Here is a 24,987-nt window from a genome sequence, read left to right on the forward strand (position 1 = left end):
ATGCTTCCAATCTCCGTCACGGAGCACTTTCGCCGACGCCTCGCACCTCACGGCTCTTGGCGGCCGCATCCGATGCTTCGGGCAAACTATGCCCTAATCCTTTTCCTACTCTTAAGCTCGCGCGCCAAGATGGCGGATCGATGACCGATCCAGCCATCAAAAGCATATTATTTGAGCTCCCAACCCTGCTGATTTGCAATGAAAACAATCGCGGGTTTGTTGCCGCAGCTTTATGCGCTGTGTATCCAGAATCCGGCAATAAACTGTCTGATTCGCACGGTTGCGATATGTCGTTGATTTTATCGAGGCTTTTACAGGAATCCGTCGATGGCTGATCTCTTCACCCTTTCCGCCACGGATCTTGCGGCGCTTTTGTGCAGCCGCGTTTGCCACGACATCATTTCGCCGGTCGGCGCCATCAACAACGGCCTCGAGCTGCTCGATGAGGGCGGCGCCGACGAGGACGCCATGAACCTCATCCGCCAGAGCGCACGCAACGCGTCCGCCCGGCTGCAATTTGCGCGCATCGCCTTTGGCGCTGCCGGCTCGGCCGGAATGCTGATCGACACCGGCGATGCCGAACAGGTGGCGATCGCCTTTTTCAAGAACGAAAAGCCCGAGCTGACCTGGAACGGCACGCGCGCCCTGCTGCCCAAGAACAAGGTGAAGCTGCTGCTGAACCTCATACTGGTCGCGGGCGCCGCAATTCCGCGCGGCGGAAAGCTGCTGATCACGCTCATCGACCTGGAAACGCAGCCGCGCTTCACATTTTCAGCGAGCGGCCCGATGCTGCGGGTGCCACCCAAATTCCTCGAACTTCATTCCGGCAACAAGCCGGAGGAGCCAATCGACGCCCATTCGGTTCAGCCCTACTACACGCTGTTGCTGGCCCGGGAAGCCGGGATGACCATTTCCATCCACGCCACCGCCGAAGAGATCGTGCTGACAGCTGCCTGAAACGTCGAAACGGGCTGTCTATTGGGAAATACTTTCCCTCATTCTCTTTTCTCTGATGCCCGCTATGGTTGCATAGTTCATTTTAGAGATGAACTCGCCGAAAAACTGTATTTCCGAAAATTTTACCTAACGGCTTTTCGGCTTTTTTACCGGTTCGGCATAAGGTCTGCTCAATTATGACATCGTGAGTTGGGCCGGTGGCGGTCAGGGGAAGCGGTAATGAAGCGCTGCATGTTCGTTGACCATTCGAACGTCATCTGTACGGTGGCCAAGCGGATTCTCGGCGGCTCCGACATGCTGGTCATAGATGCCGCAAGCGGCGCCGACGCGCTTGCCATGTGCGCCGCCGAAATGCCGGACATCATCGTGGTCGATATCGCGCTTCCCGACATGCAGCCGGTGGACTTCATCCGCGAAGTGCTGGCCATTCCCAGCGTCGTGAAGCCATGCGTCCTGATTTCCGTCATCGAAGTCGATATCGGCGCCATCATGCGGGCCAAGCGAGCCGGCGCGCAGGGTTATCTCCTCAAGCCGTTCAATCGTCCGCAACTGCTGGAGCGGTTTCGCAGCCTCGACGTCGCCGCCTGACGCTCGCCCGAATTGCTCGTCCGAAAAGAAAAAACCCGGCGCAAGGCCGGGTTTTTGTTTCCTGGATGAAGCAGGATCAGGCGCTTTCGCGGATCTCTTCCGGCTCGCGCAGCACATAGCCGCGGCCCCAGACGGTTTCGATATAATTCTGCCCGCCGGAAGCCGCATCGAGCTTCTTGCGCAACTTGCAGATGAAAACGTCGATGATTTTCAGTTCCGGCTCGTCCATGCCGCCATAAAGGTGGTTCAGGAACATTTCCTTGGTCAGCGTGGTGCCCTTGCGCAGTGAAAGCAGTTCCAGCATCTGATATTCCTTGCCGGTCAGGTGCACGCGCTGGCCGCCGACCTCCACCGTCTTGGCGTCGAGATTGACGATCAGGTCGCCGGTGGCGATGACCGACTGCGCATGGCCCTTCGAGCGGCGGACGATGGCATGAATACGGGCGACGAGCTCGTCCTTGTGGAACGGCTTGGTCATATAATCGTCGGCGCCGAAGCCCAGGCCGCGCACCTTGTCCTCGATGCCGGCCATGCCGGACAGGATCAGGATCGGCGTCTTCACCTTGGACAGGCGCAATGTCCTCAGCACCTCGTAGCCGGACATGTCCGGCAGGTTCAGGTCGAGGAGAATGATGTCGTAGTCGTAAAGCTTGCCCAGATCGACACCCTCTTCACCGAGGTCGGTCGTATAGACGTTGAAGCTTTCCGATTTCAGCATCAATTCGATGCTTTGTGCGGTTGCACTGTCGTCTTCTATCAGCAGAACGCGCATCTCATTCCCCTTTTCTGCTGCCGGTCCGCCTCAAAAGCCATCCGGGACCGGAGCAGTGAATTGCCTGAACCAAAGCTGCCACTTAATGGTTAACAAAACCTAATTCCGCCAACGAAGCGATACCAGATTTTTTAACCCCTTTCTACACAGACTTGAATCCAATGATGAATCATCAGCCTCCATTCCTAATGCATCACATTAGGAATTTGAACTAACCGACTCATGGGACTCGCCGACCGCCGCTTCGACCGAAGCCGAAATTTTTACCGGGCCTTAAGTCCTCGCCTGTATGATTAACAATGCCCGTAAACGAATGGTTACCGGGCGCGAAAAACTTTAGGATTTTGTTTCCCATAAACGGGACAAAGCCCGGGGAATACGGGCAGGAATGCGCCGCAAGGACCGTTGGGACGATATGTGCGAGTGTGTGTTTGCAGGAGTACCGAATCATGAAGTCACGTGAAAACCTGGTTCGGCTGAAGCAGTTTCAGGTGAACGAGAAGCGTCGGCAACTGCTGCAGCTCGACATGATGATCGCCGAATTCGAACGGATGGCGGGCGAACTGGAACATCAGATCGTCGCCGAAGAGAAGAAGGCCGGCATCACCGATTTGAATCATTTCGCCTATCCGACCTTTGCCAAAGCAGCCCGCCTGCGCCGCGACAACATCAGGAATTCCCAAACCGATCTCGCCCAGCAGCGAAGCGCAGCCGAATCATTACTCGCCGAAGCTGAAGCGGAGCTTTCCAAGGCGGAAATGCTGGAATCGCGCGATACCAAGGTGCGCGAGCCTGAAATCGTCAACCGCAGCGCCATGATCGGCTGATCGGGAACCCTCCCGCCACTCCGTCGCCATGTGCGATCGGTAGGCTTCATCATCCTGGCTTGACCAGAAGATCTGCCCGGCCCCGAAGAATGAACGACAGACGTTCCGGCATCTGGCGGCATCGCGCAGCAACATCACACGCAACATCTTTTGATCGGTAGGACGATAGGCGGCGAATGGCTTCCAACCGCCGACAGGCGAACCTTATCCCCCGCCCCATCAAGAAAAGGGCGCCAAAGGCGCCCTTTAAATGCTTTGCGATAGGAATGCCGGCTTGAATTGAATGCCGGAAACCGATCAGTGCCGGTATTGCTGGATGCGCGTGGTGCGCAGGCCGGCCAGGCCATATTCGTCGATCGAGGCCTGCCAGGACAGAAACTCCTCGGTGGTGAGTTTGTAGCGCTGGCACGCCTCCTCAAGACTGAGAAGTCCGCCACGCACGGCAGCAACCACTTCCGCCTTGCGCCGGATGACCCAGCGTCGGGTGTTCGTTGGCGGCAGGTCGGCAATCGTAAGCGGGCTGCCGTCAGGCCCGATAACATACTTGACTCGCGGTCTAACCAGATCGGTCATTGTACTCTCTACTAAAAACTCACAGACCTAATCCCCGCCACAGTACCGCCACAGCTTTAAAAATTGCCTAAGCAGTCCCTAATGGGTAGGTAAGGTTCGTGAATGTCGCGTTAGGTTTTTCGTCGGCATTTGAAACAGGCGCGCACGGGCCGGACGACGGCAGGAATGGCCGCTCATGCTGGTGCGACCGCAAACCTTGACCTATATTGTCCAAAATTGGCATCAAGTCCTGACTTGATGCCGTCACGATTTCGGAATGAGCAAATGAACAGCCTGGACCTTCCCGGACGTCCGGAAGACACCCGCATCGTCGTCGCCATGTCGGGCGGCGTCGATTCCTCCGTCGTCGCGGGCATTCTGAAGCGCGAAGGCTACGACGTCGTTGGCGTGACCTTGCAGCTTTACGATCATGGCGCGGCCACCCATCGCGCCGGTTCCTGCTGTGCCGGCCAGGATATTGACGATGCCCGCCGGGTTTCCGAAACGCTCGGCATTCCCCACTATGTGCTCGATTACGAGGAGCGCTTCCGCAAGGCGGTGATCGATCCGTTCGCCGAAAGCTATGTCGCTGGCGAAACACCCATTCCCTGCGTCTCCTGCAACCAGACGGTCAAGTTCGCCGACCTGCTCGCCACGGCGCAGGAACTGGGCGCCGATGCGCTCGCCACCGGGCACTACATCCGCTCGCGGGCCAACGGCGCCCACCGCGCGCTCTACCGGCCGGTCGATGCCGACCGCGACCAGAGCTATTTCCTCTTCGCCACGACGCAGGCGCAGATCGACTATCTGCGCTTTCCGCTCGGCGGCCTCTCCAAGCCGGAGGTCCGGGCGATCGCCGAGGAGATGGGGCTTGTCGTCGCCGCCAAGCAGGACAGTCAGGACATCTGCTTCGTTCCGCAGGGCAAATATTCCGACATCATCGCCAAGCTGAAGCCGGCCGCCGCCAATCCGGGCGACATCGTCCATATCGACGGCCGCGTGCTCGGACGGCACGAGGGCATCCTGCATTACACGATCGGCCAGCGCCGCGGCATCGGCATCGCATCGGGCGAGCCGCTCTACGTCGTGCATCTGGACGCCGAGCGCTCGCGCGTCGTCGTCGGCCCGCGCGAAGCGCTGGAAACCCACAAGATCTATCTGCGCGACATGAACTGGCTGGGCGACGGCGCTCTGGGCGATCTCGCGGCGGCCGGCATGGAGCTTTTCGCCAAGGTGCGCTCGACGCGTCCGCCGCGCCCCGCCGTCCTGCATCATCGTAACGGTTCGACCTGGGTCGAACTGGCCGACGGCGAATCCGGCATCGCGCCCGGCCAGGCCTGCGTACTCTATTCCGGCAGCGACAATGAAGCCCGCGTCTTCGGCGGCGGCTTCATCGAGCGGTCGGAGCGCGGCGCCGAAGCCGAAGCCATGCTTTCGCGGCTTGCCGGTCGTGCGCCGCAGGTTCCTGCGGAATAATTCTATAGGATAAGCGCTACTCGCCCTGCCGGAAACGGTCGTGGGTTACGGTGCCGGCGGTCAGGATGCGCAGCACCCGGATCGCCTCCTCGCCATCGGTCCGCGGTTCGGCGCGGGTTTCGATGCACTGGATGAAATGCTCCAGTTCGCGCGTCAGCGGCATGCCGTTGCTGACCGGCACATAGGCCGGCTCGTTGGCGGTGAACGCCCAGTGGCCGCTGTCCTGCCACACCGCGTGACGGTAGACGGCGAGCTTGCGTTCCCATGGCTCGACATCGTCGAACACGGCCATGGCCTTTTCGCCGACCACCGTCAAACGCCGCTCCCGATAGGGATTGAGCCGTGACGCGAACAGATGGCCGCGCAGACCGTTGGGAAAGCGCATATGCAGATGCGCGAAATCGCTGAGATGGTCGAGCAGCGCCGCGCCTTCGCCGCGCACCTCGACCGGCTCGGTGCCGGTAATGGCCAGGATCATCGAGAGATCGTGCGGCGCCAGGTCCCACAGCGCGTCGTTTTCGGTGTGGAACTTGCCGAGGCCCAGCCGGTGCGAATGGATGTAGCGGACGGTGCCGAGTTCGCCCTCGTCGACCAGCGACTTCAGCTTTTCGAACGCCGGATGGAAGCGCAGCACGTGCCCGACCATGAAGACGCGGCCATTGTCCTTCGCCGCCTGTACTGCCCGCTCAGCGTCCGGAACCGTCAGGGCGATAGGCTTTTCGACCAGCACGTCCTTGCCGTTGGTCACTGCCCGCACCGCCATGTCGGCGTGGAATTGCGGCGGCAGCGCCATGACAATGGCATCGATGTCGTCGCGCGCGAAAAGCTGTTCCGGCTCGATGGCCAGGCAGTCCTGCTCGCTGGCAAAGCCTTCGGCACGGGCGAAATTGACATCGGAAACCGCATGAAGGGCGCCGAGCCCCTTGAGGGTGCGAATGTGGTTGGAGCCCCAGTAACCGCACCCCAGAACTGCAATACGCGGTTTCATCTATTGTAAACTCGAGAATTTTTGTGGCTGAGACATAGCGGCGCGCCTGCTCGAACTCAACCCCGATGACGGAATGGATGTTCAAGGCGGAGATTGTCGAAGAACCTGCGTCGATCGGGTTTGCCGGCCGTAGGGCGGCAGCGGAACGAAAGAGACATGGCCTCTCCCGACGCGCTTGACAGGCCCGGCCCGTCAACCTTATATCCGCGCGACCTTGGCGAAGCCGTCGATCCACCACCTATGTGGGCTGCAGGTTTTCGTCTCCCTGGCGGGATAGCTCAGTTGGTTAGAGCACGGGAATCATAATCCTGGGGTCGGTGGTTCGAGTCCACTTCCCGCTACCATCTCTCTCACTGATCCCCGCGTGATCAGGCCGCGAAGATTGTGACGGCGACCGCCAGCCGCCGCCGAACCTGTTCAGCAAGAGTGTCATGGAAGCGAGGAAGCGGCGCCCGTCCAGCTTTGGGCGCTTTGCACCACATTCTTTACGGTTTCTTGATCTCCCCGCACGGCTTTCGCAATCGTAATTTGACGCCGTCCGAACCTATCTTCCGAAGCTCAATCCACTTCGGAGACAAATCCATGTCTGACCTCATCTATCTCGCCATCGGCATCGGCACGCTCGGCCTGCTTGCGCTCTACGCGCGGGCGCTGAGCCGCATCTGAGGCGCTCGGCCATGATCGAACCCCTCATCGGCCTCGCCGTGGCGCTCGCGCTTGGCGTCTATCTCGTCATCACGCTGATCAGGCCCGAGCGGTTCTGATCCACGCTGGAGCAATTCCCATGACACTTGTCGGCTGGCTGCAGATCGGCCTCCTGTTTTTGATCGTTGCGGCTCTGGTCAAACCGCTCGGCCTGTATATGGCGTCGGTTTTTTCCGAACGCCGCACCCTCCTGTCTCCCGTGCTCGAACCCGTCGAGCGCGGCTTTTACCGTGCCGCCGGCGTCGACGCCAAAAGCGAACAGAGCTGGCCGGCCTACGCCCTGTCCATGCTGGCCTTTTCGATAGCGGGTTTCATCGCGCTCTACGCGATCCTGCGCCTGCAATCCTATCTCCCGCTGAACCCGCAGGGCTTCGCCGGCATGACGCCGGACCTCGCCTTCAACACGGCGGTCAGCTTCGTCACCAACACCAACTGGCAGTCCTACGGCGGCGAAACAACGCTCAGCCATTTCAGCCAGATGGCCGGGCTGACGGTGCAGAATTTCGTGTCGGCGGCAGCCGGCATCGCCATGGCGCTCGCCGTGACCCGCGCCTTTGCCCGTTCCGGCGCGAGGACTGTCGGCAATTTCTGGGTCGATCTGACCCGCGCCACGCTCTATGTGCTGCTACCCCTGGCGATCGTGGTCGCTGTCGCCTTCGTGGCGATGGGCCTGCCGCAGACGCTGGACGCATCGGTTACCGCGACAACCATGGAAGGTGCGCAGCAGACCATCGCGCTGGGTCCCGTCGCCAGCCAGGAAGCCATCAAGCAGCTCGGCACCAATGGCGGCGGCTTCTTCAACGTCAATGCCGCGCACCCGTTCGAGAATGCCACCGCGCTGTCGAATTATCTAAACATCGTAGCCATGCTGGGTGTGTCGGCCGCGCTCGTCTACGCCTTCGGCCAGATGGTCGGCGACCGCCGCCAGGGCTGGGCGTTTCTCGCCGTAACCGCAATTTTGCTGCTCGCCGGCACAGCCACCATCTACTGGGCCGAGAGTTACGGAAACCCCATCATCCATGCGCTTGGCGTCGATCCGGCGCTCGGCAACATGGAAGGCAAGGAGGTCCGTTTCGGCCAGGCCATGACCGCGGCCTACGCCGCTGTGACCACCGGCCTCTCCGACGGCGGCGTCAACGGCATGCATGGCTCGTTCACCGGGCTTGGCGGACTGGTTCCGATGTTCCTCATCCAGCTCGGAGAGGTCCTGCCCGGCGGCGTCGGCTCGGGCCTCTACGGCATGGTCGTCTTCGCCATCCTGACCGTCTTCGTTGCCGGCCTGATGGTTGGCCGCACGCCGGAACTGCTCGGCAAGAAGATCGAAAGCCGCGAGATGAAATTCGCCATGCTGGCTGTGCTCATCCTGCCGCTGGCCATCCTGGGCTTCACCGCGATCGCGGCCATGCTACCCGTGGCCGTCGCAAGCATCGGAACCGGCGGACCGCACGGGCTTTCGGAAATTCTCTATGCCTACACGTCCGCGGCCGGCAACAACGGCTCGGCCTTTGGCGGCCTCTCGGCCAACACCGCCTGGTACAATTCCACGCTGGGTATCGCCATGTTGCTGGGACGCTTCGCCTACGTCGTGCCGGTGCTGGCGATTGCCGGCTCACTGGCGGCCAAGACGCGCGTCCCCGCTTCCGCCGGCACCTTCCCCACCCACACGCCGCTGTTTGTCGGCCTGCTCATCGGCATCATCCTGATCCTGGGCGGCCTGCAGTTCTTCCCGGCCCTGGCCCTTGGTCCCATCGTCGAGCATTTCGCGATGCTGGCCGGCCAGACGTTCTGAGGTCTCATCATGTCCAAGTCACCCGCAATGGCCCACAGCCTTTTCGACCCGGCGATCCTGTTGCCGGCGGTCCGTCAGGCCTTCCTCAAGCTCGACCCGCGTCAGCTCATGCGCAACCCGGTGATCTTCGTCACTGAAGCCGTGGCGGCGTTGGTGACGCTGTTCTTCCTGCGCGATGTGCTGATCCGCGACAGCGAAGCCTTCTTCTCCGGCCAGATCGCGGTCTGGCTCTGGTTCACAGTCCTGTTCGCCACCTTCGCGGAAGCCGTGGCGGAGGGACGCGGCAAGGCCCAGGCCGAAAGCCTGCGCCGCGCCAAGTCGCAACTGATGGCGCGCAAGCTTCTCAAGCCGGACGGCATCGAAGCCGTCGAGGTCGATGCGACCGCCTTGAAGATCGGCGATATGGTCATCGTCGAGGCCGGAGAACTGATCCCCGGCGACGGCGAAGTCGTCGAAGGCGTGGCCTCGGTCAACGAAAGCGCCATCACCGGCGAGTCGGCGCCGGTGATCCGCGAATCCGGCGGCGACCGCTCGGCCGTCACCGGCGGCACGCAGGTGCTGTCCGACTGGCTGAAGATCCGCATCACCGTGGCGCCGGGCTCGAGCTTCGTCGACCGCATGATCGCCCTCATCGAGGGCGCCGAGCGGCAGAAGACGCCGAACGAGATCGCGCTGTCCATTCTCCTGTCGGGACTGACGCTTATCTTCCTGATCGCCGTTGTCACGCTGTGGGGACTGGCCGGCTATTCCGGCACGGTGCTGACCGTCGTGGTGCTGGCGGCCCTCCTGGTCACGCTGATCCCCACCACCATCGGCGGTCTTCTCTCGGCCATCGGCATCGCCGGCATGGACCGGCTGGTGCGCTTCAACGTCATCGCAACATCCGGCCGCGCCGTGGAAGCGGCGGGCGACGTCGACACGCTGCTGCTCGACAAGACCGGCACCATCACCTTCGGCAACCGCATGGCCAGCGACTTCCTGCCGGTCGACGGCGTCTCGCCGTCCGATCTTGCCGAGACGGCTCTGCTCGCCAGCATGGGTGACGATACGCCGGAGGGGCGTTCCATCGTGGCGCTGGCGACCGGGGATTTCGGCTGCAAGGCACCAGAGCAGAGCAGCATCGAGACGGTCGTGCCTTTCGCTGCGGAGACAAGGCTATCGGGCGTTGACCTGAATGGCCGGCGCATCCGCAAGGGCGCGGTCGACGCGGCGCTGAAATTCGCTGGCATTGCCGGCGGCGACGCACCGGACGAATTCCGGCGCGCGGTCGATCAGGTGGCCCGCACCGGCGGCACGCCGCTGGCTGTCGTGGACGGCAGCCGCCTGCTCGGCGTCATCCACCTGAAGGATATCGTCAAACCGGACATCAAGGAACGCTTCGCCGCGCTGCGCGCCATGGGCATCCGCACCGTCATGGTCACCGGCGACAACCCGGTGACCGCCGCGGCCATCGCTTCGGAAGCCGGCGTGGACGATTTCCTCGCCGAGGCCAAGCCGGAGCAGAAGCTCGCTTATATCCGCAAGGAGCAGGAAGGCGGCCGCCTGATCGCCATGTGCGGCGACGGCACCAACGATGCGCCGGCCCTTGCCCAGGCCGATGTTGGCGTCGCCATGCAATCCGGCACGCAGGCCGCGCGCGAGGCTGCCAACATGGTCGACCTCGACTCCAGCCCGACCAAGCTGATCGAGATCGTCGAGATCGGCAAGCAGCTCCTGATGACGCGCGGCTCGCTGACGACCTTCTCCATCGCCAACGACGTGGCGAAATATTTCGCCATCATCCCGGCGCTGTTCGTCACCACCTATCCGGCGCTCGCTGCGCTCAACATCATGGGCCTCGCCTCGCCGCAATCCGCGATCCTGTCGGCGGTCATCTTCAACGCGCTGATCATCATCGCGCTGATTCCGCTCGCCCTGAAGGGCGTGACCTACCGCCCGGTCGGCGCCGCCGCCCTCTTGCGTCGCAACCTGCTGGTCTATGGCCTGGGCGGGCTCGTCCTGCCCTTCGCCGGCATCAAACTCATCGACATCGCCGTCTCGGCGCTTCATCTGGTGTGATCATGCTCACTTACATTCGTCCCGCACTCGTCCTGACGGTCCTGTTCATCCTGTTGACCGGGCTCGCCTATCCGCTGGCCGTTACCGGCATCGGGCAACTCGCCTTTCCGGCGCAGGCCAATGGCAGCCTCATCCGCAACGGCGACACCGTCATCGGCTCCGCGCTCATCGGCCAGAACTTCGCGTCCGACCGCTACTTCTGGCCGCGTCCTTCCGTCACCGCTGACACGCCCTACAATGCCGTCGCTTCCACCGGCTCCAATCTCGGTCCGACTTCGGCGGCGCTTGCAAAACGGGTTCAGGCCGATGTCGAGCGCCTGAAGGCCAGCGGCGTCGCATCGCCGGTCGCCGCGGATGCCGCGACGGCCTCCGGCTCCGGTCTCGATCCGCACATCTCGCCACAATTCGCCAGGGCGCAGGCGGCGCGCGTCGCCAAGGCCCGCGGTTTGTCCGATGCGGAAGTATCCGCGTTGGTGGACAGCTTCACCGAAGGCAGGTTGGCGGCTATTGTCGGCGAGCCGCGTGTCAACGTGTTGCGGCTCAATCTGGCGCTTGACCAACTGAAATCCTGATCGCGCATGGCGGAAAGAAACGCAGACGCCCGTCCCGACCCCGATGCCCTGCTGGCGCTCGCCGGCGGCAACGGGCGGGGCAAGCTGACGCTTTTCCTGGGGGCGGCGCCCGGCGTCGGCAAGACCTACGCCATGCTGTCCCGCGCCCGCCGGCTGCGCGACGAGGGGATCGATATCGTCATCGGCCTTGTGGAGACGCACGGCCGCGGCGAAACGTCGTCCCTCCTCGACGGCCTTGAAATCCTCCCCCGCCGGAGGATCGACCATGAGGGCCACGCGATCGAGGAATTCGATCTCGACGCAGCCCTGGCGCGGCGGCCGCGCATCATGGTCGTCGATGAGCTTGCGCACACGAACGCGCCGGACAGCCGCCATCCGAAGCGCTATCAGGATGTCGAGGAACTGCTTGCCGCCGGTATCGACGTCTGGTCGGCGATCAACGTCCAGCACCTCGAAAGCCTGTCGGACGTCGTCGCCCAGATCACCGGCGTGCAGGTGCGCGAGCGGGTGCCGGACACCGTGCTCCAGCGCGCCGACGATGTGCTTCTCGTCGATCTCGCACCGGCCGAGCTGATCCAGCGGCTGAAGGATGGCAAGGTCTACCTGCCGGAAAACGCCCGGCGCGCCGCCGACAGCTTCTTTCGCCTCGGCAATCTGACGGCGCTGCGCGAAATGGCGCTGCGGCGCACAGCCGACCGCGTCGATGACCAGATGGTGGACTATCTGCGCCAGAACGCCATCGAAGGCCCGTGGCGAACCGCCGAGCGGCTGCTGGTCTGCGTAGGGCCGGACGCCCTGTCGGAAAAAGTCGTTCGCACGGCGGCGCGTCTGGCGTCCGGGCTGAACGCACCGTGGCTCGTTGTCACAACCGAGCGCGCCGACCGTTCGCCGCCCTCGCCCGCTTCGGTGCAGCGGCTGGAGGCGACCTTCAAGCTGGCCGAGAGCCTGGGGGCCGAGACACGCAGGATCACCGGGCGGGACTTCGTCGAGGAGATCCTGAAGACGGCGAGGCGCGAACATGTCACGCAGATCGTTATCGGCGGTCGCCGCCAGTCCTTCCTCGCCAGCCTGCTGCACAAATCCCTGACCGACGCGCTGATCGAAAAGGTTTCCGGCGTCGGCATCCATATTGTCACCGGCGACGAGCCGAACCCAAGCCGTTCCTGGCTTCCACACCGCACGGATTGGATCAGGTTCAACAACGCCAGGCTGGAAATCGGCCTGCCCGCCATTCTGGTTGCCGCGGCCACCTGGCTCGGCCTCACCATCGAGCGCTTCATCAACCTGCCCAACGTGTCGCTGCTCTATCTTCTGGGCGTTCTCCTGTCCGCGGTCTATGGCGGCTACACCGCGGCCCTTGTGGCGGCGATCCTTTCGGCTCTGGCCTACAATTTCTTCTTCATCCAGCCGCTCGGCACATTCACCATCGCCTCGCCGCACGAGGTCTTCGGCCTGCTGATCTTCATCATCGCAGCGCTGATCGCTGGCGGCCTGGCTTCACGCGTCAGCGAGCAGGCGACGACCGCAAGCAAGCGCGCCACATCGACCCAGGCGCTTTATGACTTCTCGCGAAAACTCTCCGGTACAGTCAATGCCGACGACGTCACCTGGGCGGCGGTCACCCAGATGCAGGCGTCGCTGAAGCGCGACGTCGTCCTGCTTTCGACTGCGGCTGGAGATTTGACGCTGGCCGCCGCGTGGCCTCCCGACGCCGACCTCGACGTGACCGATTTCACCGCCGCCCGCTGGGCAATGGACAAGGGTGAGCCCGCCGGCAACGGCACCGGCACGCTGCCCAACAGCCCCTTCCAGTTCCGCCCGCTGGGCGCGCCCGCAGGCGTCGCCGCCGTGATCGGTTTCCGTCTTTCCGGCCAGTCTCTCGAGGCGGGCGAGGAGAAAGTGGTGGGCGCCATCCTCGATCAGACCGCCATCGCCATCGACCGCGCGCGCCTTTCCAGGGAAAGCCTCGACCACGCCGCGCGGCTCGAAGGCGAACGGTTCCGCTCGGCGCTGCTGTCCTCGATCTCCCACGACCTCAAGACGCCGCTGGCGACGATCACCGGCGCCGTCTCCACGCTGCGGGAACTGGGCAGCAAGATGAAGCCTGCCAACCGCGCCGCCCTCCTGACCTCCATCGAGGAGGAAAGCGACCGGCTGACCCGCTTCGTCGCCAATCTTCTCGACATGACCAAGATCGAAGCGGGCTCGGTCGATCCGCAGCGCGACTGGGTCGATGTCGCCGATGTCATCAACGCAACGCTGCAGCGCGCCGCCCGCTATTTTCCCGACCGCGCCATCGAGCGAAGCATTGCCGCCGACCTGCCGCTGATCCGCGGCGACAGCGTGCTGCTCGGACAGGTGCTGTTCAATCTGGTCGATAACTCGGTCAAATATGCTGGCGCCGAACCGATCAGCATCTTCGCCCGCAGCGAGGCGCAGGAGGTGGTCATATCCGTCACCGATCTCGGCAAGGGCATTGCGGCAAAGGACCTCGACCACATCTTCGAAAAATTCTTCCGCCGCGGCAAGCCGGACGGACGTGTGCCCGGCACCGGCCTGGGCCTTGCAATCGCCAGGGGTTTCGTCGAAGCCATGGGTGGAACGATCAAGGCCGAGAGCCCGGCGGTACGCAAACGCGGCACCCGGGTCACTCTGCGCTTTCCCGCTGCGGAAACGGACGAGACCGCCATGGAGACCATTTGAGCATGGATCGCATCCTGGTGGTCGATGACGAGCCACGCATTCGGCGCTTCCTGCGGCTGGCGCTCGAAGCCGCAGGATACGACGTGGTCGAGGCGACGACCGGAGCCGAGGCGCTGAAGGCAGCTGTCACCGCGGCGCCGGCGCTGGTCATCCTCGATCTCGGCCTGCCCGACATGGACGGCAAGGATGTCATCTCGCGCCTGCGGGCCTGGTCGCAGGTTCCGATCATCATCCTGTCGGCCCGCGACAACGAGACCGAGAAGATCGCCGCCCTCGATCTCGGCGCCGACGACTATGTCGAAAAACCCTTCGGCATCGGCGAACTGACCGCAAGGATGCGCAGCGCGCTACGCCACCGTGTCAAGGCAGAAGGCGGGCTGACGACGATCGGCGTCGACGACCTGACCATCGACACCGTCAGGCGCATCGTCGAGCGCGACGGCGCGGCGCTCAAGCTGACGCCGAAGGAGTACGACCTGCTGATCCTGCTGGCGCGCCATGCCGGGCGCGTCGTCACCCACAAGACGCTGCTGACATCGGTCTGGGGACCGGCGCATGCCGACGACATGCACTATCTGCGCGTCTTCATCGGCCATCTCCGCGCCAAGATCGAGCGCGACCCCGCCGATCCGAAGATCATCGTCACGGAGCCGGGCGTCGGCTACCGCTTCCTGCTCGACTAATGCATGTCGCCCAAAAGTGCGCAGCGGTTTTGGGAAAACGACATGCATAAAAACAAAGACTTAAAGCACGTCACCTGAATCCATTTTTGACGCGACGTGCTTCAGTCGATATCGAACGACACGCCCTGCGCCAGCGGCAGCGCCTTGGAATAGTTCACCGTGTTGGTGGCGCGGCGCATATAGGCCTTCCAGGCGTCGGAGCCGCTCTCGCGGCCGCCGCCGGTCTCCTTCTCGCCGCCGAACGCGCCGCCGATTTCCGCGCCCGACGTGCCGATATTGACGTTGGCGATGCCGCAGTCCGAACCGTCAACGCCGAGGAAACGCTCGGACTCCTGCAAATCGCGGGTGAAGATCGAGGATGACAGGCCGGCGCCCACCGCATTGTGCAGTTCCAGCGCCTCGTCGAAATCGCTGTATTTCATCACGTAGAGGATCGGCGCGAAGGTTTCTTCCGTCACCGGCGACACCTGCTTCGGCATCTCGACCAGCGCCGGATGCACATAATAGGCATCCTTGTGACCGTTCTCCGCACGCGCGCCGCCAGTCACCTTGCCGCCATGGGCAACGGCTTCCTTCAGCGCCTTCTGCATATTCTCGAACGCAGCCTTGTCGATCAGCGGCCCCACCAGCGACGATGTTTCCAGCGGATTGCCGACCGAAACGCTCCCATAGGCCTTCTTCAGGCGCGGCACGATCTGGTCGTAGACGCTGTCATGCACGAACAGCCGCCGCAGCGTCGTGCAGCGCTGGCCGGCGGTGCCCATGGCGCCGAAGGCGATGGCGCGCAACGCCATGTCGAGATCGGCCGACGGGCAGACGATGCCCGCATTGTTGCCGCCCAGTTCCAGCACCGCGCGGGCGAAACGTTTTGCGAGCCGCGGGCCGACCTCACGGCCCATGCGGGTGGAGCCCGTGGCGGACACCAGCGGCACCCTTGGATGGTCGACCAGCACTTCGCCGACCGCGCGGTCGCCGATCAGCACCGGGGCGAGATTGTCGGGCGCGTCGGCGCCGAACCGCTTGACCGCGCGCTTGAAGATGGCTTCGCAGGCGAGCGCCGTCAACGGCGTCTTCTCCGACGGCTTCCACACCACCGCGTCGCCGCAGACCAGCGCCAGCGCAGCGTTCCACGACCAGACGGCGACCGGGAAGTTGAAGGCCGAGATGACGCCGATGACGCCCAGCGGATGCCAGGTCTCCATCATGCGGTGGCCGGGGCGCTCGGTGGCGATGGTCAGGCCGTAGAGCTGGCGGGAAAGGCCGACGGCGAAGTCGCAGATGTCGATCATCTCCTGCACTTCGCCCAACCCTTCGGACGGGATTTTTCCAACCTCGATCGACACCAGCCGTCCGAGCTCGGCCTTGTGCGCGCGCAGTTCCTCGCCGAGCAGCCGCACCAGTTCGCCACGACGCGGCCCCGGCACCAGCCGCCACGCCTTGAAGGCCTCGTGCGCGGCGTCGATCGCCTTGCCGGCCTCGGCGGCCGAGATCGACTTCAGCGCCGCGATCTTCTCGCCCGTTACCGGGCTGTGGACGTCCATGTCGCCGCCCGAAAGCGTCGCCTTGTCCACGCCGAGTTTCGCAAGCAGGTCGGCCGTTTCAGTGGCAATGGTCATGTCAAATTCCTCTGGATGGCCGGCGGTGCTCCGGCTGTCGCGCATCACGTCGCCTTTCAGGATGGGATACCCCGTCCGGATCGATTTCGCCACCCGAACATGGTCCAAGCCGGCAGGCCGTGGATTGAACCAGCGGTCGTCACATCCCGGCAGGGCACGGCTTCCGCGCCAGCAACGCACTTTCGTCATCCCGGGGAGAGCAGGTCGAAGGGCGCGGCGCTCCACCCTCCCCTTTGTGAGGAGGGTCGGCGAGCAGCCGCAGCGAAGCGAAGATTGTGAGACGGGGTGGGGGTGCTCCCGATCATCGTTGATCCACCGCGCCTGCGGCGCGACCTCCCCACAAGGAGGAGGTCGACCGTCGCGCGCGCCTCCGCCTCGCCACGCCCGGATTGTCCGCCGTCTGGCCATTGTCTTTTTCGAGGCTCGCTTCGCTCGCACAACAGGATGAGAAGCCACGACGCCGGCAAGCGGGCGCGGGCCTCGCACCGCCGGCCCTTCCTCAAGACGTGTCAGGCACGGACAACGTCGCCCGGCCGCCCGCCGGCCCGACAGGCCTGCCCCGGTCGGCGCGCGGACCGGCGATGCCGGGAATCACGAACCGTCTTGAAAGGAGAAGGACGAGCAGCAGCGCGAGCGCGCGCAAACGCGCCGCGAGACGCAAAGCATCGCGGGCCGTATCCTGCTCCGCGGCCGAGATCGGCGTACCGGCGCCGATGAGAAAGGTATGCGCCTCCGCCTCACCGACGCTGAGAATGCCCAGAACATGCCGGCGGCGAAGAACGGGAAGACCGGCGGCAAGCTCGGCCAGCCCGGCGAGGGAGAACAGCAGCATCGCGATGCTTTCCAGCACCCCGCGGCTCCCATCCATCTCCCACTCTTCCATTCCGGCCTCCTGTTGGCGGGCCAAGTATTGATGAGCTTCCTAGGGTGGGGACAAAAATTTTGCGCGGAATGTCGTTTCGTCGTCCCGAAGCGCGCCATCACCTTCGTCATCCCCGGCGAAACGAGGCCGGTGCGATCTCACCCTCCCCACAAGGGGGAGGGTTATCGCCTCATCCAGCCTTGCCGATGGTGCGCTGCGCGCCTTCCTTCATCAGCCGGTCGATATGCGTGCGGATGTGTGCCGCCTCGGCAGCCGTGTTGGCCAGCGCGATGGCGCGGTCGAAGGCTTCCCGCGCTTCGTCGGCCCGGCCGAGTTGCATGAGCAGGCCGCCGCGCAGGCCATGGAAATGAAAATACCCCGCCAGCTTGTCTTCCAGCGGCTCGACCATCGCCAGCGCCGCTTCCGCGCCGCGCACCTTGGAGACCGCGACCGCCCGGTTGAGCGTGATGACCGGCGATGGCTGCATCTGTTCGAGCAACCCATAGAGCAGGTCGATTTCCTGCCAGTCCGTATCCTCGGCTTTCGCCGCGCGGGCATGCAGCGCCGCGATCGCCGCCTGCACCTGATAGGGGCCGGGCTTGCGGTGCCGCAGGCCCTTGTCGACCAGCGCCAGCCCTTCTTCGATCATCTTGGAGCGCCACAACGAGCGGTCCTGGTCTTCCAGCAGCACGATCTCGCCATTGGCGTCGAAGCGGGCCGGAGCGCGCGCATGCTGCAGCAGCATAAGCGCCGCCAGCCCCATGATTTCAGGCTCCGCCTGGAAGAGCCGCAGCAAAAGCCGCGCCAGCCGGATCGCCTCCTCGCACAGCGGCGCGCGCGCCTGCGCTTCGCCGCTGTTGCTGGAATAGCCCTCATTGAAGACGAGGTAGATCATCGCCGCGACCGCCGCAAGTCGCTCCGAGCGTTCGACAGGCCCCGGCGTTTCGAACGGAACGCTGCCATCGGCGACGCGCGCCTTGGCGCGGGTAATGCGCTGTTCCATGGCGCTTTCGCCGACGAGGAAGGCACGGGCGATCTGCTTCACCGAAAGGCCGGACACGATGCGCAGCGCCAGCGCGATCTGCTGCGTCTGCGGCAGGTCCGGGTGGCAGCAGATGAACAGCAGCCGCAAGATGTCGTCGCGGTAATGCGCGCCATCGAGCCGTTCGGCCATGTCGCTTTCGGCGTCTTCCAGATCGGAGACCTGGTCTTCCTCCGGCATCGGCGCCTGCTTGCTGCGCTTGCGCACCGCGTCGATGCCGCTGTTGCGGCCGACGAAGATCAGCCACGCCGCCGGATCGCGCGGCGGGCCGTTCTGCGGCCAGTTCTTGATGGCGCGCAGGCATGCATCCTGGAAAGCCTCCTCGGCCGTGTCGAGATCACGGAAGTAGCGCAGCAGCGCGCCCATCGCCTGCGGGCGGGCGGCGCTGATGGTCGAGGCGATCCAGTTCGGGTCGGTCATGGAGGGAGCTTTCTAGCCTGCCTGAAAATTATGCTAGCCCGTTGGATTGATGATGCCCACCGGCCGGATTTCATAGGAACCGCCGCTCGGATTCACCTCGGAAAGCTCCTTGGCGAAATCCACGGCCTCGTCGAGATTCGCGCAATCGATGGTGTAGAAGCCGAGGAACTGTTCCTTGGTCTCGGCGAACGGCCCGTCGAAGATGACTGACTCGCCCTTGACCTTGCGCAGCGTCGTCGCCGCCGTGGTCGGCAAGAGCCGCGCCACCGGGCCGAGCTTGCCGGCCCTGGCATATTTATCCTGCACCTCGGAAAGCTTCGCCATTACGGCGTCGTCCTGCTCCTTGCTCCAGGCGCAGACGACATCTTCGGAGGCGTAGCAGAGAACGGCGTAGAGCATGGTTTCCCTTTCTGTGGTCATAGGACGAAAGAGAGACATATATCCCGACAATGCGCCGATAAAAATGTCGGCCCGGCTAAAAGCGGCTGCTGCCCAAGAACGGCGATGTCAGCCCTGCCGCGCCTTCAGCCAGTTGAGCACCAGCGTCTCCTCCTCGTCCAGCCCGGCGATGGCGCGCTTGCGCTTGTTGGCGGCGGTCATTTCGTCCAGCAGCCTGCCTTCCAGCCAGGACTCGATCACGGCGGGATGGATGTAGCATTGGCGGCAGACGGTCCTCGTATTGCCGAGGCGCTCCGCCACCTTGTCGATGACGGCATTCACGACCCGCTTCCTTTGCGCCTCGCTTTCGGGAAGCTCCGTCTGCGCGAAAAGCTTGGCGGCGTTGATGGTGCCGCCCCAGGTGCGGAAATGCTTGGAGCTGAACGCTTCGCCGGCGGCTTCGCGGATATAGCGGTTGACGTCGTCCGACCGCACCGGGCGACGCTCACCGTCCTCATCCAGGTATTGGAACAGCTTCTGCCCGGGCAGGTCCTGCGCGCCGCGGACGACGCCGGCGATGCGGCGGTCGGTGAGCTTCAGCTTCCACTCCTGGCCGGACTTGCCCTTGAACGAAAACCGCAGGCTGGAGCCCGTTATATCGACATGGCGGTCACGCAGCGTCGTCAGGCCGAAGCTCTTGTTGTCGCGGGCATAGGCGGCGTTGCCGACCCGGATCATCGAATTTTCCAAAAGCCAGACGACCGAGGCGACGACCCGCTCCAGCGGCAGGCCGTGGCGGCGCAGATCGGCGTCGATGCGCTCGCGCAAAGCCGGCAACGCTTCGGCGAAGGCGACGAGGCTGGAGAATTTGGCGCCGTCGCGTTCGGCCGCCCAATCGGCATGATAGCGATATTGCTTGCGACCGCGCAGGTCGCGGCCGGTGGCCTGGATGTGGCCATTGGCAGAGGGCGATATCCACACATCCGTCCAGGCAGGCGGGATCGCCAGCGCGCGGATCCGCTTGAGGTCGCGGCCCTCGCCGAGGTGCTTTCCCCTGGCGTCGACATAGTAGAACCGCTTGGGCGAGCCCTTGCGGCGAATGCCGGGCTCGGTGTCGCTGACATAGGTGAGCGATGCCCGCTCGGCCGCAGCCTCGCCGCCGTTTGTTCGGCCGGCATTGGCTGCCGGAGCGGCCTTGGCACGGGTCTTGTCGAGCATGGTGTCTCCGGGGTGCAAATCTCCCCGATAATCCTCGAAAGCGCCGCCGGTTCCGTGCGGTCAGGAGAACTTAGAAAAACGCCTGCAGTCCGGTCTGCGCCCGCCCGAGGATGAGCGCATGCACATCGTGCGTGCCTTCATAGGTGTTGACGGTCTCGAGGTTCTGCGCATGGCGCATGACGTGATAGCCGATCTGGATGCCGTTGCCGCCATGCATGTCGCGGGCCTGGCGGGCGATATCGAGCGCCTTGCCGCAATTGTTGCGCTTGACGAGCGAGATCATCTCCGGCGCCATTTTGCCTTCGTCCATCAGCCGCCCGACCCGCAGCGACCCCTGCAGCCCGAGGGCGATCTCCGTCTGCATGTCGGCAAGCTTCTTCTGGTAAAGCTGCGTGCCGGCAAGTGGCTTGTTGAACTGCTTGCGGTCGAGGCCATACTGCCGCGCCCGATGCCAGCAATCCTCCGCCGCGCCCATCGCCCCCCAGGAGATGCCGTAGCGCGCGCGGTTGAGGCAGCCGAACGGACCGGACAAGCCTCTGACATTCGGCAGCAGCGCGTCGGCCCCGACCTCGACGCCCTGCATGACGATCTCGCCGGTGATCGAGGCCCTGAGCGACAGCTTGCCGTCGATCTTCGGCGCCGTGAGCCCCTTCATGCCCTTTTCGAGCACGAAGCCACGGATGTCGTCCTTGCCGTCCTCGCTCTTGAGCTTGGCCCAGACGACGAACACATCGGCGATCGGCGCGTTGGAAATCCACATCTTCGAACCGGAAATACGGTAGCCGCCCGCCGTCTTCTCGGCGCGCGTCTTCATGCCGCCGGGATCGGAACCGGCATCCGGTTCGGTCAGGCCGAAGCAGCCGATCCATTCGCCCGAGGCCAGCTTCGGCAGATACTTCCTGCGTTGCTCCTCCGAGCCGTAGGCGTGGATCGGGTACATCACCAGCGACGACTGCACGCTCATCATCGAGCGGTAGCCTGAATCCACCCGCTCCACTTCGCGTGCGATCAGCCCATAGGTGACGTAGCTGCTGCCAAGACCGCCATATTCCTCCGGCACCGTCACGCCGAGCAGTCCTGCCTCGCCCATCTCGCGGAAGATCGCCGGATCGGTCTTTTCCTCGGCGTAGGCGGCTTCGATGCGCGGCGCCAGTTTGTCGGCGGCGAACGACGCCGCGGCGTCGCGCATCATCCGTTCGTCTTCCGACAACTGGTCTTCCAACAGGAAAGGATCGTTCCAGACGAATGCGTTTTTGTCGCCGGCCATGACCCGCCTCCTCGCGATTGGGGATTGGCGGCTTATCCGTCGGAAGGCGGCAAAAATCAAACGAAATTGCCTGTTGGCCTATCGTTTGAGCGAAGGACGCCAGGCGGCGGCGGCCATTTCCTCGCGGCTGAAGCGGCTGGAAAAACGCGGAAAATAGTGGCTCCTGAGTCGCTGCGAGTCCGCAGATTCGTTTTTTGTCAATTCCCGTTTGATGTCGGATTCTTCTGGGGATAGATTAGACCCGAATCAGCCGGTCCTTGGGGGGCTCGGCGAACCAGCAAAAGTCCGATGACCCGGCTTTTCCCGGGTGCAAGGCGCGGCCGGCTTCGCGTTTCCCTTACGGATTCGTCCGTTCAAAGGCGCAGTTCAGCGCCGTGTGTTCCTAAGTGAAGTGACGCGTTTCGCGTTCGGCGCCGTTTTAGCGCCGGGCATGAGCATCGATTCCAGCCTTCAAGATGAAATGATCGATTCCGCTCCGCTTCCCTCACCCAATATCCCTTCACCCGGTCCATCGGAAACGGTGGCGTCGCGCCTGGCGTCCCGGGGCGACCTCACCACCTTCCTGATGCAGCTTGCCGCCGAAATCGGGGCCGACAGCTATATGCTGCTGGCCACAGTCCATGACGGCGTGCGCAGCGAAGCCCGCATCCTCGCGTCGAACTGGATTTTCGATGCTGTCGAGCTGGCCGGCAAGAAGCTCATCGCGGCGTTCGCCCAGGGACCGCTGGCGACGCCCCCTGGCGTGCGTCCTCGCCCTTTCGTGGCGTCGCAATCCCCGGACGCCGGCACGCTGATCAACCGTGAAGAAGCGAAACTGCTCGAAGTCCTCGGCCATGCCGAGATTTACTCGTTGCGGCTCGATATCGGCCGGCAACGTCTTTTCGGCCTGTTCTCAAGCGCCCAAACCGGCAGCATCGACCAGCCCGGATTGATGAAGGCGCAGATGAAGTGCTGTTATGCACTTTCCCAGATCCCGCAGCTTCTCGCCGCGGCCACCATGCAGGACCCGCTGTCGGACCGTGAGCGCGAATGCCTGTTCTGGGTGTCGGAGGGCAAGACCACCGACGAGGTTGCGGTGATCCTCGGCGTGTCGTCCAACACGGTCAACAGCTACATCACCCACGCCATCCAGAAATTCTCGGCCTCGAACCGGGCGATGGCCATCGCGACGGCGATCAGGAGCGGCATCATTTGAAACACGCACAAGTCAGGCAGGCCGCGGAAGCGCTTTTCGACCAGCACCGCAACCCTTTCGGCGCATTTTCAATCGGTTCCGAAACGCATCATCCCGTATCGATTCCCGACGCCGTCCGTCGCTGCCGATGGATTGCCGTCGATCTGAACGCGACCGGTTTCGGCCTCTATTTCGCCAGCCCCTCGCCCGAGCGCCCGCGGCTGGTGCCGTGTTTCGATTCCGACTATCCGGGTGTGTCCGTCGCTTCGAAATTCCTGTCGGGCGCGACCGGCGAAGACATGGTCCGGCACTGCCGCGCCTCCACCCAGCCCAGATGGTGGGCCGACGACGGCATGCCCGGCTCCGACGCGGTGTTTCGGCATCTCCACTGGGCGGAACCGACCGATGCATTGGTGCCCGGCACAGGTGGAATTGCCTTCCCGGTGCAGGCGGAGCGCGGGCAATGCGGCCTGATCGTTTTCACCGGCACACAAATTTCGCTGCCGCAGGATGCGCTCTACGAAATCCACGCGCGCTGCTTTTCGCTTTTCACCGCCGTGGCGCGCATCAGGCCGGGTGACGCCGGCCGTATAAAGGCCATGTCGAAGCGCGAGCTCGAATGCCTGAAGCTGACCGCCAGCGGTTGCACCAGCGAAGACATAGCGCGCGTCCTGAAGCTGTCGGTGCACACCGCCAACCAGTACCTGACCCAGTCCACCCAGAAATTGAACGCCGTGAACCGCATGCAGGCGGTCGCGAAGGCGTTGAGGCTTGGACTGATCGAATAGGCAGAGCCGTCTGAAACTTCCGAAGGCGCGTATCTACCCGATCTTTTCGGTGCGGCGGATCCTGGCTTCGTCGAGCACCCGGCTCAGCAGCGCCGTGTTCACGTCCGGATCGTCCTGCGGCGTCTGGAATGAAACATAGTTCATCACCACCGATGCCTCGTGCTCGGTCAGCGTCAACTGGAAGTAAACGGTCACGCCCGGCAGCCTGAGTTCGAGGTCGAGCACGATGCGCGGTGCGCCGCTCCAGTCCACATAGGCTTCACCGCCATGGCCGAGCCGCAGCGTTCCCGGCATGAAGAACAGCTCGCTGGCCGATTCGACCAGATCGGACAGGCAGGCGAAATGCTCCAGCCGGATGAACGCGATGTAGTCGGCGACATCGATCAGCCGCAGTTCGCGCACCACCTGTTCGATGGCGTCGGCGACGATGGCTTCGCGTGAGAGAGCGTGCGGCTGGCGGTTCATGACACCTGTCGGCGTTGCGTTTTGTTTGCGTAGATGACCCGCACCAGTTCGGCGACGGCCTCGTAGAATTGCGATGGGATGACACTATCGACCGAAACTTGCTTGTACATGGAGCGGGCAAGCGCCACGTCCTCGAAGATCGGAATGTTGTTTTCGCGGGCGATTTCGCGGATCTTGAGCGCGACGAGGTCCTGTCCCTTGGCGAGCACGACGGGCGCCGAATCCTCGTCGCGGACATATTTGAGCGCGATGGAAAAGTGCGTCGGGTTGGCGATCACAAGCGTCGCCTTGGGCACGTTCGTCATCATCCGGCGCCGCGCCCGGTCGCGCGCCAGCGAACGCAGCCGCGACTTGATGATCGGGTCGCCTTCGGACTGCTTCAGCTCGTCCTTCACCTCCTGCTTGCTCATCCGCAGATCCTGCTTCCAGTGGAAGCGCGACCAGATGAAGTCGGCGGCGGCGATGGCGGCCATCACCATCACCACGGCGACGAGGATATCGACAGCCATCGAACGGATCACGGTCCCGAACTCGAACGGGTTGGTGATCATGCCTGCCAGCAATTGCTGGTGATCTTCCGACAGGGCGAACACCAGGACCAGAATGGCGAAGCCGAGTTTGGCCAGCGATTTGATGAACTCCACGAAGCCCTGGACGCCGAATATCCGCTTCCAGCCCTGGCTGATCGAGATGCGCGAGGCTTGCGGCCGAATCCGCTCGGCGACGAACTGCGGCAGGTTCTGGAAAACGGAGGCAATGACGCCGGCAACGACGAGCAGGACGAGCAGGCTGGTCACGGCATGGCCGATCTCGGCCAGCACCACCTTGTAAAGCGTGATGACATCGGTCTCGGTGTCCATCGGCCACGCTTCGGGCTTTTCCAGAAAGGTCGCCAGGAAAACGCCGAGGTTCGTCACGGCGTCCTTGGCGTAGAAGACGGTGAAAAGCAGGATGGCGACGAAGGATGTGAAGATCGCCGCTTCCTTCGAGTGCGGCAGCTTGCCTTCCTCGACCGTGTCGCGGATTTTCTTCTCGGTCGCTTCTTCTGTTTTGGAATCCTTGTCGACCGCGTCGGCCATGGTGCGGT

General features: G+C 63.6%; 24 protein-coding genes and 1 tRNA gene. 14 read left to right on the forward strand and 11 right to left on the reverse strand.

Annotation, left to right across the window (positions count from 1 at the left end):
• Positions 1 to 140 precede the first annotated feature (140 nt).
• From ASD44_RS18380 to ASD44_RS10025, 3 genes are all read left to right on the forward strand, one after another.
• Positions 141 to 335 carry a hypothetical protein gene (locus tag ASD44_RS18380; RefSeq protein ID WP_156459826.1) on the forward strand — a complete coding sequence of 65 codons (195 nt, stop codon included), beginning with the start codon at positions 141 to 143 and terminating at the stop codon, positions 333 to 335.
• Positions 328 to 957, forward strand: a complete 630-nt coding sequence (locus ASD44_RS10020) for a histidine phosphotransferase family protein (protein WP_056111165.1) — start codon at positions 328 to 330, stop codon at positions 955 to 957. The genes ASD44_RS18380 and ASD44_RS10020 overlap by 8 nt, the downstream gene beginning before the upstream one ends.
• 219 nt (positions 958 to 1,176) lie before the next feature.
• Entirely contained in the window at positions 1,177 to 1,545 is a 369-nt protein-coding gene (locus ASD44_RS10025; RefSeq protein WP_056111168.1) for a response regulator, read from the forward strand.
• A gap of 76 nt (positions 1,546 to 1,621) precedes the next feature.
• Here ASD44_RS10025 and ctrA read toward each other — a convergent pair whose 3' ends face one another.
• Positions 1,622 to 2,317: a cell cycle two-component system response regulator CtrA gene (gene ctrA / locus ASD44_RS10030; protein WP_056111170.1), complete on the reverse strand. Its 696-nt coding sequence runs from the start codon at positions 2,315 to 2,317 to the stop codon at positions 1,622 to 1,624.
• Positions 2,318 to 2,766: 449 nt separating this feature from the next.
• Between ctrA and ASD44_RS10035 the strand changes: the two genes are divergently transcribed.
• Positions 2,767 to 3,144: a hypothetical protein gene (locus tag ASD44_RS10035; RefSeq protein WP_056111173.1), complete on the forward strand. Its 378-nt coding sequence runs from the start codon at positions 2,767 to 2,769 to the stop codon at positions 3,142 to 3,144.
• A 297-nt stretch (positions 3,145 to 3,441) separates the two neighbouring features.
• Here the strand turns inward: ASD44_RS10035 and ASD44_RS10040 are convergent, their stop codons facing one another.
• A complete protein-coding gene (locus ASD44_RS10040; RefSeq protein ID WP_006203587.1) occupies positions 3,442 to 3,717 on the reverse strand; it encodes a DUF1153 domain-containing protein in 276 nt (91 codons plus the stop codon).
• A gap of 264 nt (positions 3,718 to 3,981) precedes the next feature.
• Between ASD44_RS10040 and mnmA the strand changes: the two genes are divergently transcribed.
• Positions 3,982 to 5,172 (forward strand): tRNA 2-thiouridine(34) synthase MnmA, encoded by a 1,191-nt coding sequence (mnmA, locus tag ASD44_RS10045; protein ID WP_056111175.1) that lies wholly within the window; start codon positions 3,982 to 3,984, stop codon positions 5,170 to 5,172.
• A 16-nt stretch (positions 5,173 to 5,188) separates the two neighbouring features.
• Here mnmA and ASD44_RS10050 read toward each other — a convergent pair whose 3' ends face one another.
• A complete protein-coding gene (locus ASD44_RS10050) occupies positions 5,189 to 6,160 on the reverse strand; it encodes a Gfo/Idh/MocA family oxidoreductase (protein ID WP_056111178.1) in 972 nt (323 codons plus the stop codon).
• 267 nt (positions 6,161 to 6,427) lie between these two features.
• On the opposite strand from ASD44_RS10050, the gene ASD44_RS10055 reads away from it, so the two are divergent.
• The 7 genes from ASD44_RS10055 (at position 6,428) to ASD44_RS10085 (ending at position 14,670) form a co-directional block, all read left to right on the forward strand.
• Positions 6,428 to 6,504, forward strand: a tRNA-Met gene (locus ASD44_RS10055).
• A gap of 184 nt (positions 6,505 to 6,688) precedes the next feature.
• Positions 6,689 to 6,826 carry a hypothetical protein gene (locus ASD44_RS18755; RefSeq protein ID WP_244478750.1) on the forward strand — a complete coding sequence of 46 codons (138 nt, stop codon included), beginning with the start codon at positions 6,689 to 6,691 and terminating at the stop codon, positions 6,824 to 6,826.
• A 118-nt stretch (positions 6,827 to 6,944) separates the two neighbouring features.
• Complete coding sequence (kdpA, locus tag ASD44_RS10065) at positions 6,945 to 8,654, forward strand: potassium-transporting ATPase subunit KdpA (protein ID WP_056111183.1); 1,710 nt, start codon at positions 6,945 to 6,947, stop codon at positions 8,652 to 8,654.
• Positions 8,655 to 8,663: 9 nt separating this feature from the next.
• Positions 8,664 to 10,712: a potassium-transporting ATPase subunit KdpB gene (gene kdpB / locus ASD44_RS10070; RefSeq protein ID WP_056111186.1), complete on the forward strand. Its 2,049-nt coding sequence runs from the start codon at positions 8,664 to 8,666 to the stop codon at positions 10,710 to 10,712.
• Between the two features lie 2 nt (positions 10,713 to 10,714).
• Positions 10,715 to 11,284, forward strand: a complete 570-nt coding sequence (gene kdpC / locus ASD44_RS10075; RefSeq protein WP_056111188.1) for a potassium-transporting ATPase subunit KdpC — start codon at positions 10,715 to 10,717, stop codon at positions 11,282 to 11,284.
• A 6-nt stretch (positions 11,285 to 11,290) separates the two neighbouring features.
• On the forward strand, positions 11,291 to 13,987 hold the full coding sequence (locus ASD44_RS10080) for a sensor histidine kinase KdpD (RefSeq protein WP_056111191.1): 2,697 nt from the start codon (positions 11,291 to 11,293) through the stop codon (positions 13,985 to 13,987).
• Positions 13,984 to 14,670: a response regulator gene (locus tag ASD44_RS10085; protein WP_056111194.1), complete on the forward strand. Its 687-nt coding sequence runs from the start codon at positions 13,984 to 13,986 to the stop codon at positions 14,668 to 14,670. Before ASD44_RS10080 ends, ASD44_RS10085 begins: the two co-directional genes overlap by 4 nt.
• Before the next feature lie 101 nt (positions 14,671 to 14,771).
• On the opposite strand, the gene ASD44_RS10090 is transcribed toward ASD44_RS10085, so the two are convergent.
• From ASD44_RS10090 to ASD44_RS10115, 6 genes are all read right to left on the reverse strand, one after another.
• Positions 14,772 to 16,286 (reverse strand): aldehyde dehydrogenase family protein, encoded by a 1,515-nt coding sequence (locus ASD44_RS10090; RefSeq protein ID WP_056115856.1) that lies wholly within the window; start codon positions 16,284 to 16,286, stop codon positions 14,772 to 14,774.
• A gap of 499 nt (positions 16,287 to 16,785) precedes the next feature.
• Positions 16,786 to 17,169 carry a hypothetical protein gene (locus ASD44_RS10095; protein ID WP_056111199.1) on the reverse strand — a complete coding sequence of 128 codons (384 nt, stop codon included), beginning with the start codon at positions 17,167 to 17,169 and terminating at the stop codon, positions 16,786 to 16,788.
• Positions 17,170 to 17,338: 169 nt separating this feature from the next.
• The gene (locus tag ASD44_RS10100; protein ID WP_056111202.1) at positions 17,339 to 18,610 is read right to left on the reverse strand and encodes an RNA polymerase sigma factor; all 1,272 of its coding nucleotides are present in this window, start codon (positions 18,608 to 18,610) and stop codon (positions 17,339 to 17,341) included.
• A 33-nt stretch (positions 18,611 to 18,643) separates the two neighbouring features.
• Positions 18,644 to 19,009, reverse strand: coding sequence for a YciI family protein (locus ASD44_RS10105; protein WP_056115858.1), 366 nt, complete (start codon positions 19,007 to 19,009; stop codon positions 18,644 to 18,646).
• Positions 19,010 to 19,117: 108 nt separating this feature from the next.
• Positions 19,118 to 20,206, reverse strand: coding sequence for a DNA topoisomerase IB (locus ASD44_RS10110; RefSeq protein WP_056111205.1), 1,089 nt, complete (start codon positions 20,204 to 20,206; stop codon positions 19,118 to 19,120).
• A 70-nt stretch (positions 20,207 to 20,276) separates the two neighbouring features.
• Complete coding sequence (locus ASD44_RS10115) at positions 20,277 to 21,473, reverse strand: acyl-CoA dehydrogenase (protein WP_056111208.1); 1,197 nt, start codon at positions 21,471 to 21,473, stop codon at positions 20,277 to 20,279.
• Between the two features lie 460 nt (positions 21,474 to 21,933).
• Here ASD44_RS10115 and ASD44_RS10120 point away from each other — a divergent pair, with 460 nt between their 5' ends.
• Both ASD44_RS10120 and ASD44_RS10125 read left to right on the forward strand, forming a co-directional pair.
• Positions 21,934 to 22,668 carry a helix-turn-helix transcriptional regulator gene (locus ASD44_RS10120; protein ID WP_056115860.1) on the forward strand — a complete coding sequence of 245 codons (735 nt, stop codon included), beginning with the start codon at positions 21,934 to 21,936 and terminating at the stop codon, positions 22,666 to 22,668.
• The gene (locus ASD44_RS10125; RefSeq protein ID WP_056111211.1) at positions 22,665 to 23,435 is read left to right on the forward strand and encodes a helix-turn-helix transcriptional regulator; all 771 of its coding nucleotides are present in this window, start codon (positions 22,665 to 22,667) and stop codon (positions 23,433 to 23,435) included. The genes ASD44_RS10120 and ASD44_RS10125 overlap by 4 nt, the downstream gene beginning before the upstream one ends.
• Positions 23,436 to 23,468: 33 nt before the next feature.
• Here ASD44_RS10125 and ASD44_RS10130 read toward each other — a convergent pair whose 3' ends face one another.
• The gene (locus tag ASD44_RS10130; protein WP_056111214.1) at positions 23,469 to 23,900 is read right to left on the reverse strand and encodes a hypothetical protein; all 432 of its coding nucleotides are present in this window, start codon (positions 23,898 to 23,900) and stop codon (positions 23,469 to 23,471) included.
• Positions 23,897 to 24,979 carry a flagellar biosynthesis protein FlhB gene (gene flhB, locus ASD44_RS10135; protein WP_056111217.1) on the reverse strand — a complete coding sequence of 361 codons (1,083 nt, stop codon included), beginning with the start codon at positions 24,977 to 24,979 and terminating at the stop codon, positions 23,897 to 23,899. Before flhB ends, ASD44_RS10130 begins: the two co-directional genes overlap by 4 nt.
• Between the last annotated feature and the right edge of the window lie 8 nt (positions 24,980 to 24,987).

The sequence above is a fragment of the Mesorhizobium sp. Root554 genome, assembly GCF_001427025.1.
Lineage (GTDB): Bacteria > Pseudomonadota > Alphaproteobacteria > Rhizobiales > Rhizobiaceae > Mesorhizobium.

Coding starts and splice junctions, on each gene's coding strand:
- ASD44_RS18380 (WP_156459826.1), top strand. CDS start 141: ATGACCGATCCAGCCATCAAAAGCATATTATTTGAGCTCCCAACCCTG.
- ASD44_RS10020 (WP_056111165.1), top strand. CDS start 328: ATGGCTGATCTCTTCACCCTTTCCGCCACGGATCTTGCGGCGCTTTTG.
- ASD44_RS10025 (WP_056111168.1), top strand. CDS start 1,177: ATGAAGCGCTGCATGTTCGTTGACCATTCGAACGTCATCTGTACGGTG.
- ctrA (WP_056111170.1), bottom strand. CDS start 2,317: ATGCGCGTTCTGCTGATAGAAGACGACAGTGCAACCGCACAAAGCATC.
- ASD44_RS10035 (WP_056111173.1), top strand. CDS start 2,767: ATGAAGTCACGTGAAAACCTGGTTCGGCTGAAGCAGTTTCAGGTGAAC.
- ASD44_RS10040 (WP_006203587.1), bottom strand. CDS start 3,717: ATGACCGATCTGGTTAGACCGCGAGTCAAGTATGTTATCGGGCCTGAC.
- mnmA (WP_056111175.1), top strand. CDS start 3,982: ATGAACAGCCTGGACCTTCCCGGACGTCCGGAAGACACCCGCATCGTC.
- ASD44_RS10050 (WP_056111178.1), bottom strand. CDS start 6,160: ATGAAACCGCGTATTGCAGTTCTGGGGTGCGGTTACTGGGGCTCCAAC.
- kdpA (WP_056111183.1), top strand. CDS start 6,945: ATGACACTTGTCGGCTGGCTGCAGATCGGCCTCCTGTTTTTGATCGTT.
- kdpB (WP_056111186.1), top strand. CDS start 8,664: ATGTCCAAGTCACCCGCAATGGCCCACAGCCTTTTCGACCCGGCGATC.
- kdpC (WP_056111188.1), top strand. CDS start 10,715: ATGCTCACTTACATTCGTCCCGCACTCGTCCTGACGGTCCTGTTCATC.
- ASD44_RS10080 (WP_056111191.1), top strand. CDS start 11,291: ATGGCGGAAAGAAACGCAGACGCCCGTCCCGACCCCGATGCCCTGCTG.
- ASD44_RS10090 (WP_056115856.1), bottom strand. CDS start 16,286: ATGACCATTGCCACTGAAACGGCCGACCTGCTTGCGAAACTCGGCGTG.
- ASD44_RS10095 (WP_056111199.1), bottom strand. CDS start 17,169: ATGGAAGAGTGGGAGATGGATGGGAGCCGCGGGGTGCTGGAAAGCATC.
- ASD44_RS10100 (WP_056111202.1), bottom strand. CDS start 18,610: ATGACCGACCCGAACTGGATCGCCTCGACCATCAGCGCCGCCCGCCCG.
- ASD44_RS10105 (WP_056115858.1), bottom strand. CDS start 19,009: ATGCTCTACGCCGTTCTCTGCTACGCCTCCGAAGATGTCGTCTGCGCC.
- ASD44_RS10110 (WP_056111205.1), bottom strand. CDS start 20,206: ATGCTCGACAAGACCCGTGCCAAGGCCGCTCCGGCAGCCAATGCCGGC.
- ASD44_RS10115 (WP_056111208.1), bottom strand. CDS start 21,473: ATGGCCGGCGACAAAAACGCATTCGTCTGGAACGATCCTTTCCTGTTG.
- ASD44_RS10120 (WP_056115860.1), top strand. CDS start 21,934: ATGATCGATTCCGCTCCGCTTCCCTCACCCAATATCCCTTCACCCGGT.
- ASD44_RS10130 (WP_056111214.1), bottom strand. CDS start 23,900: ATGAACCGCCAGCCGCACGCTCTCTCACGCGAAGCCATCGTCGCCGAC.
- flhB (WP_056111217.1), bottom strand. CDS start 24,979: ATGGCCGACGCGGTCGACAAGGATTCCAAAACAGAAGAAGCGACCGAG.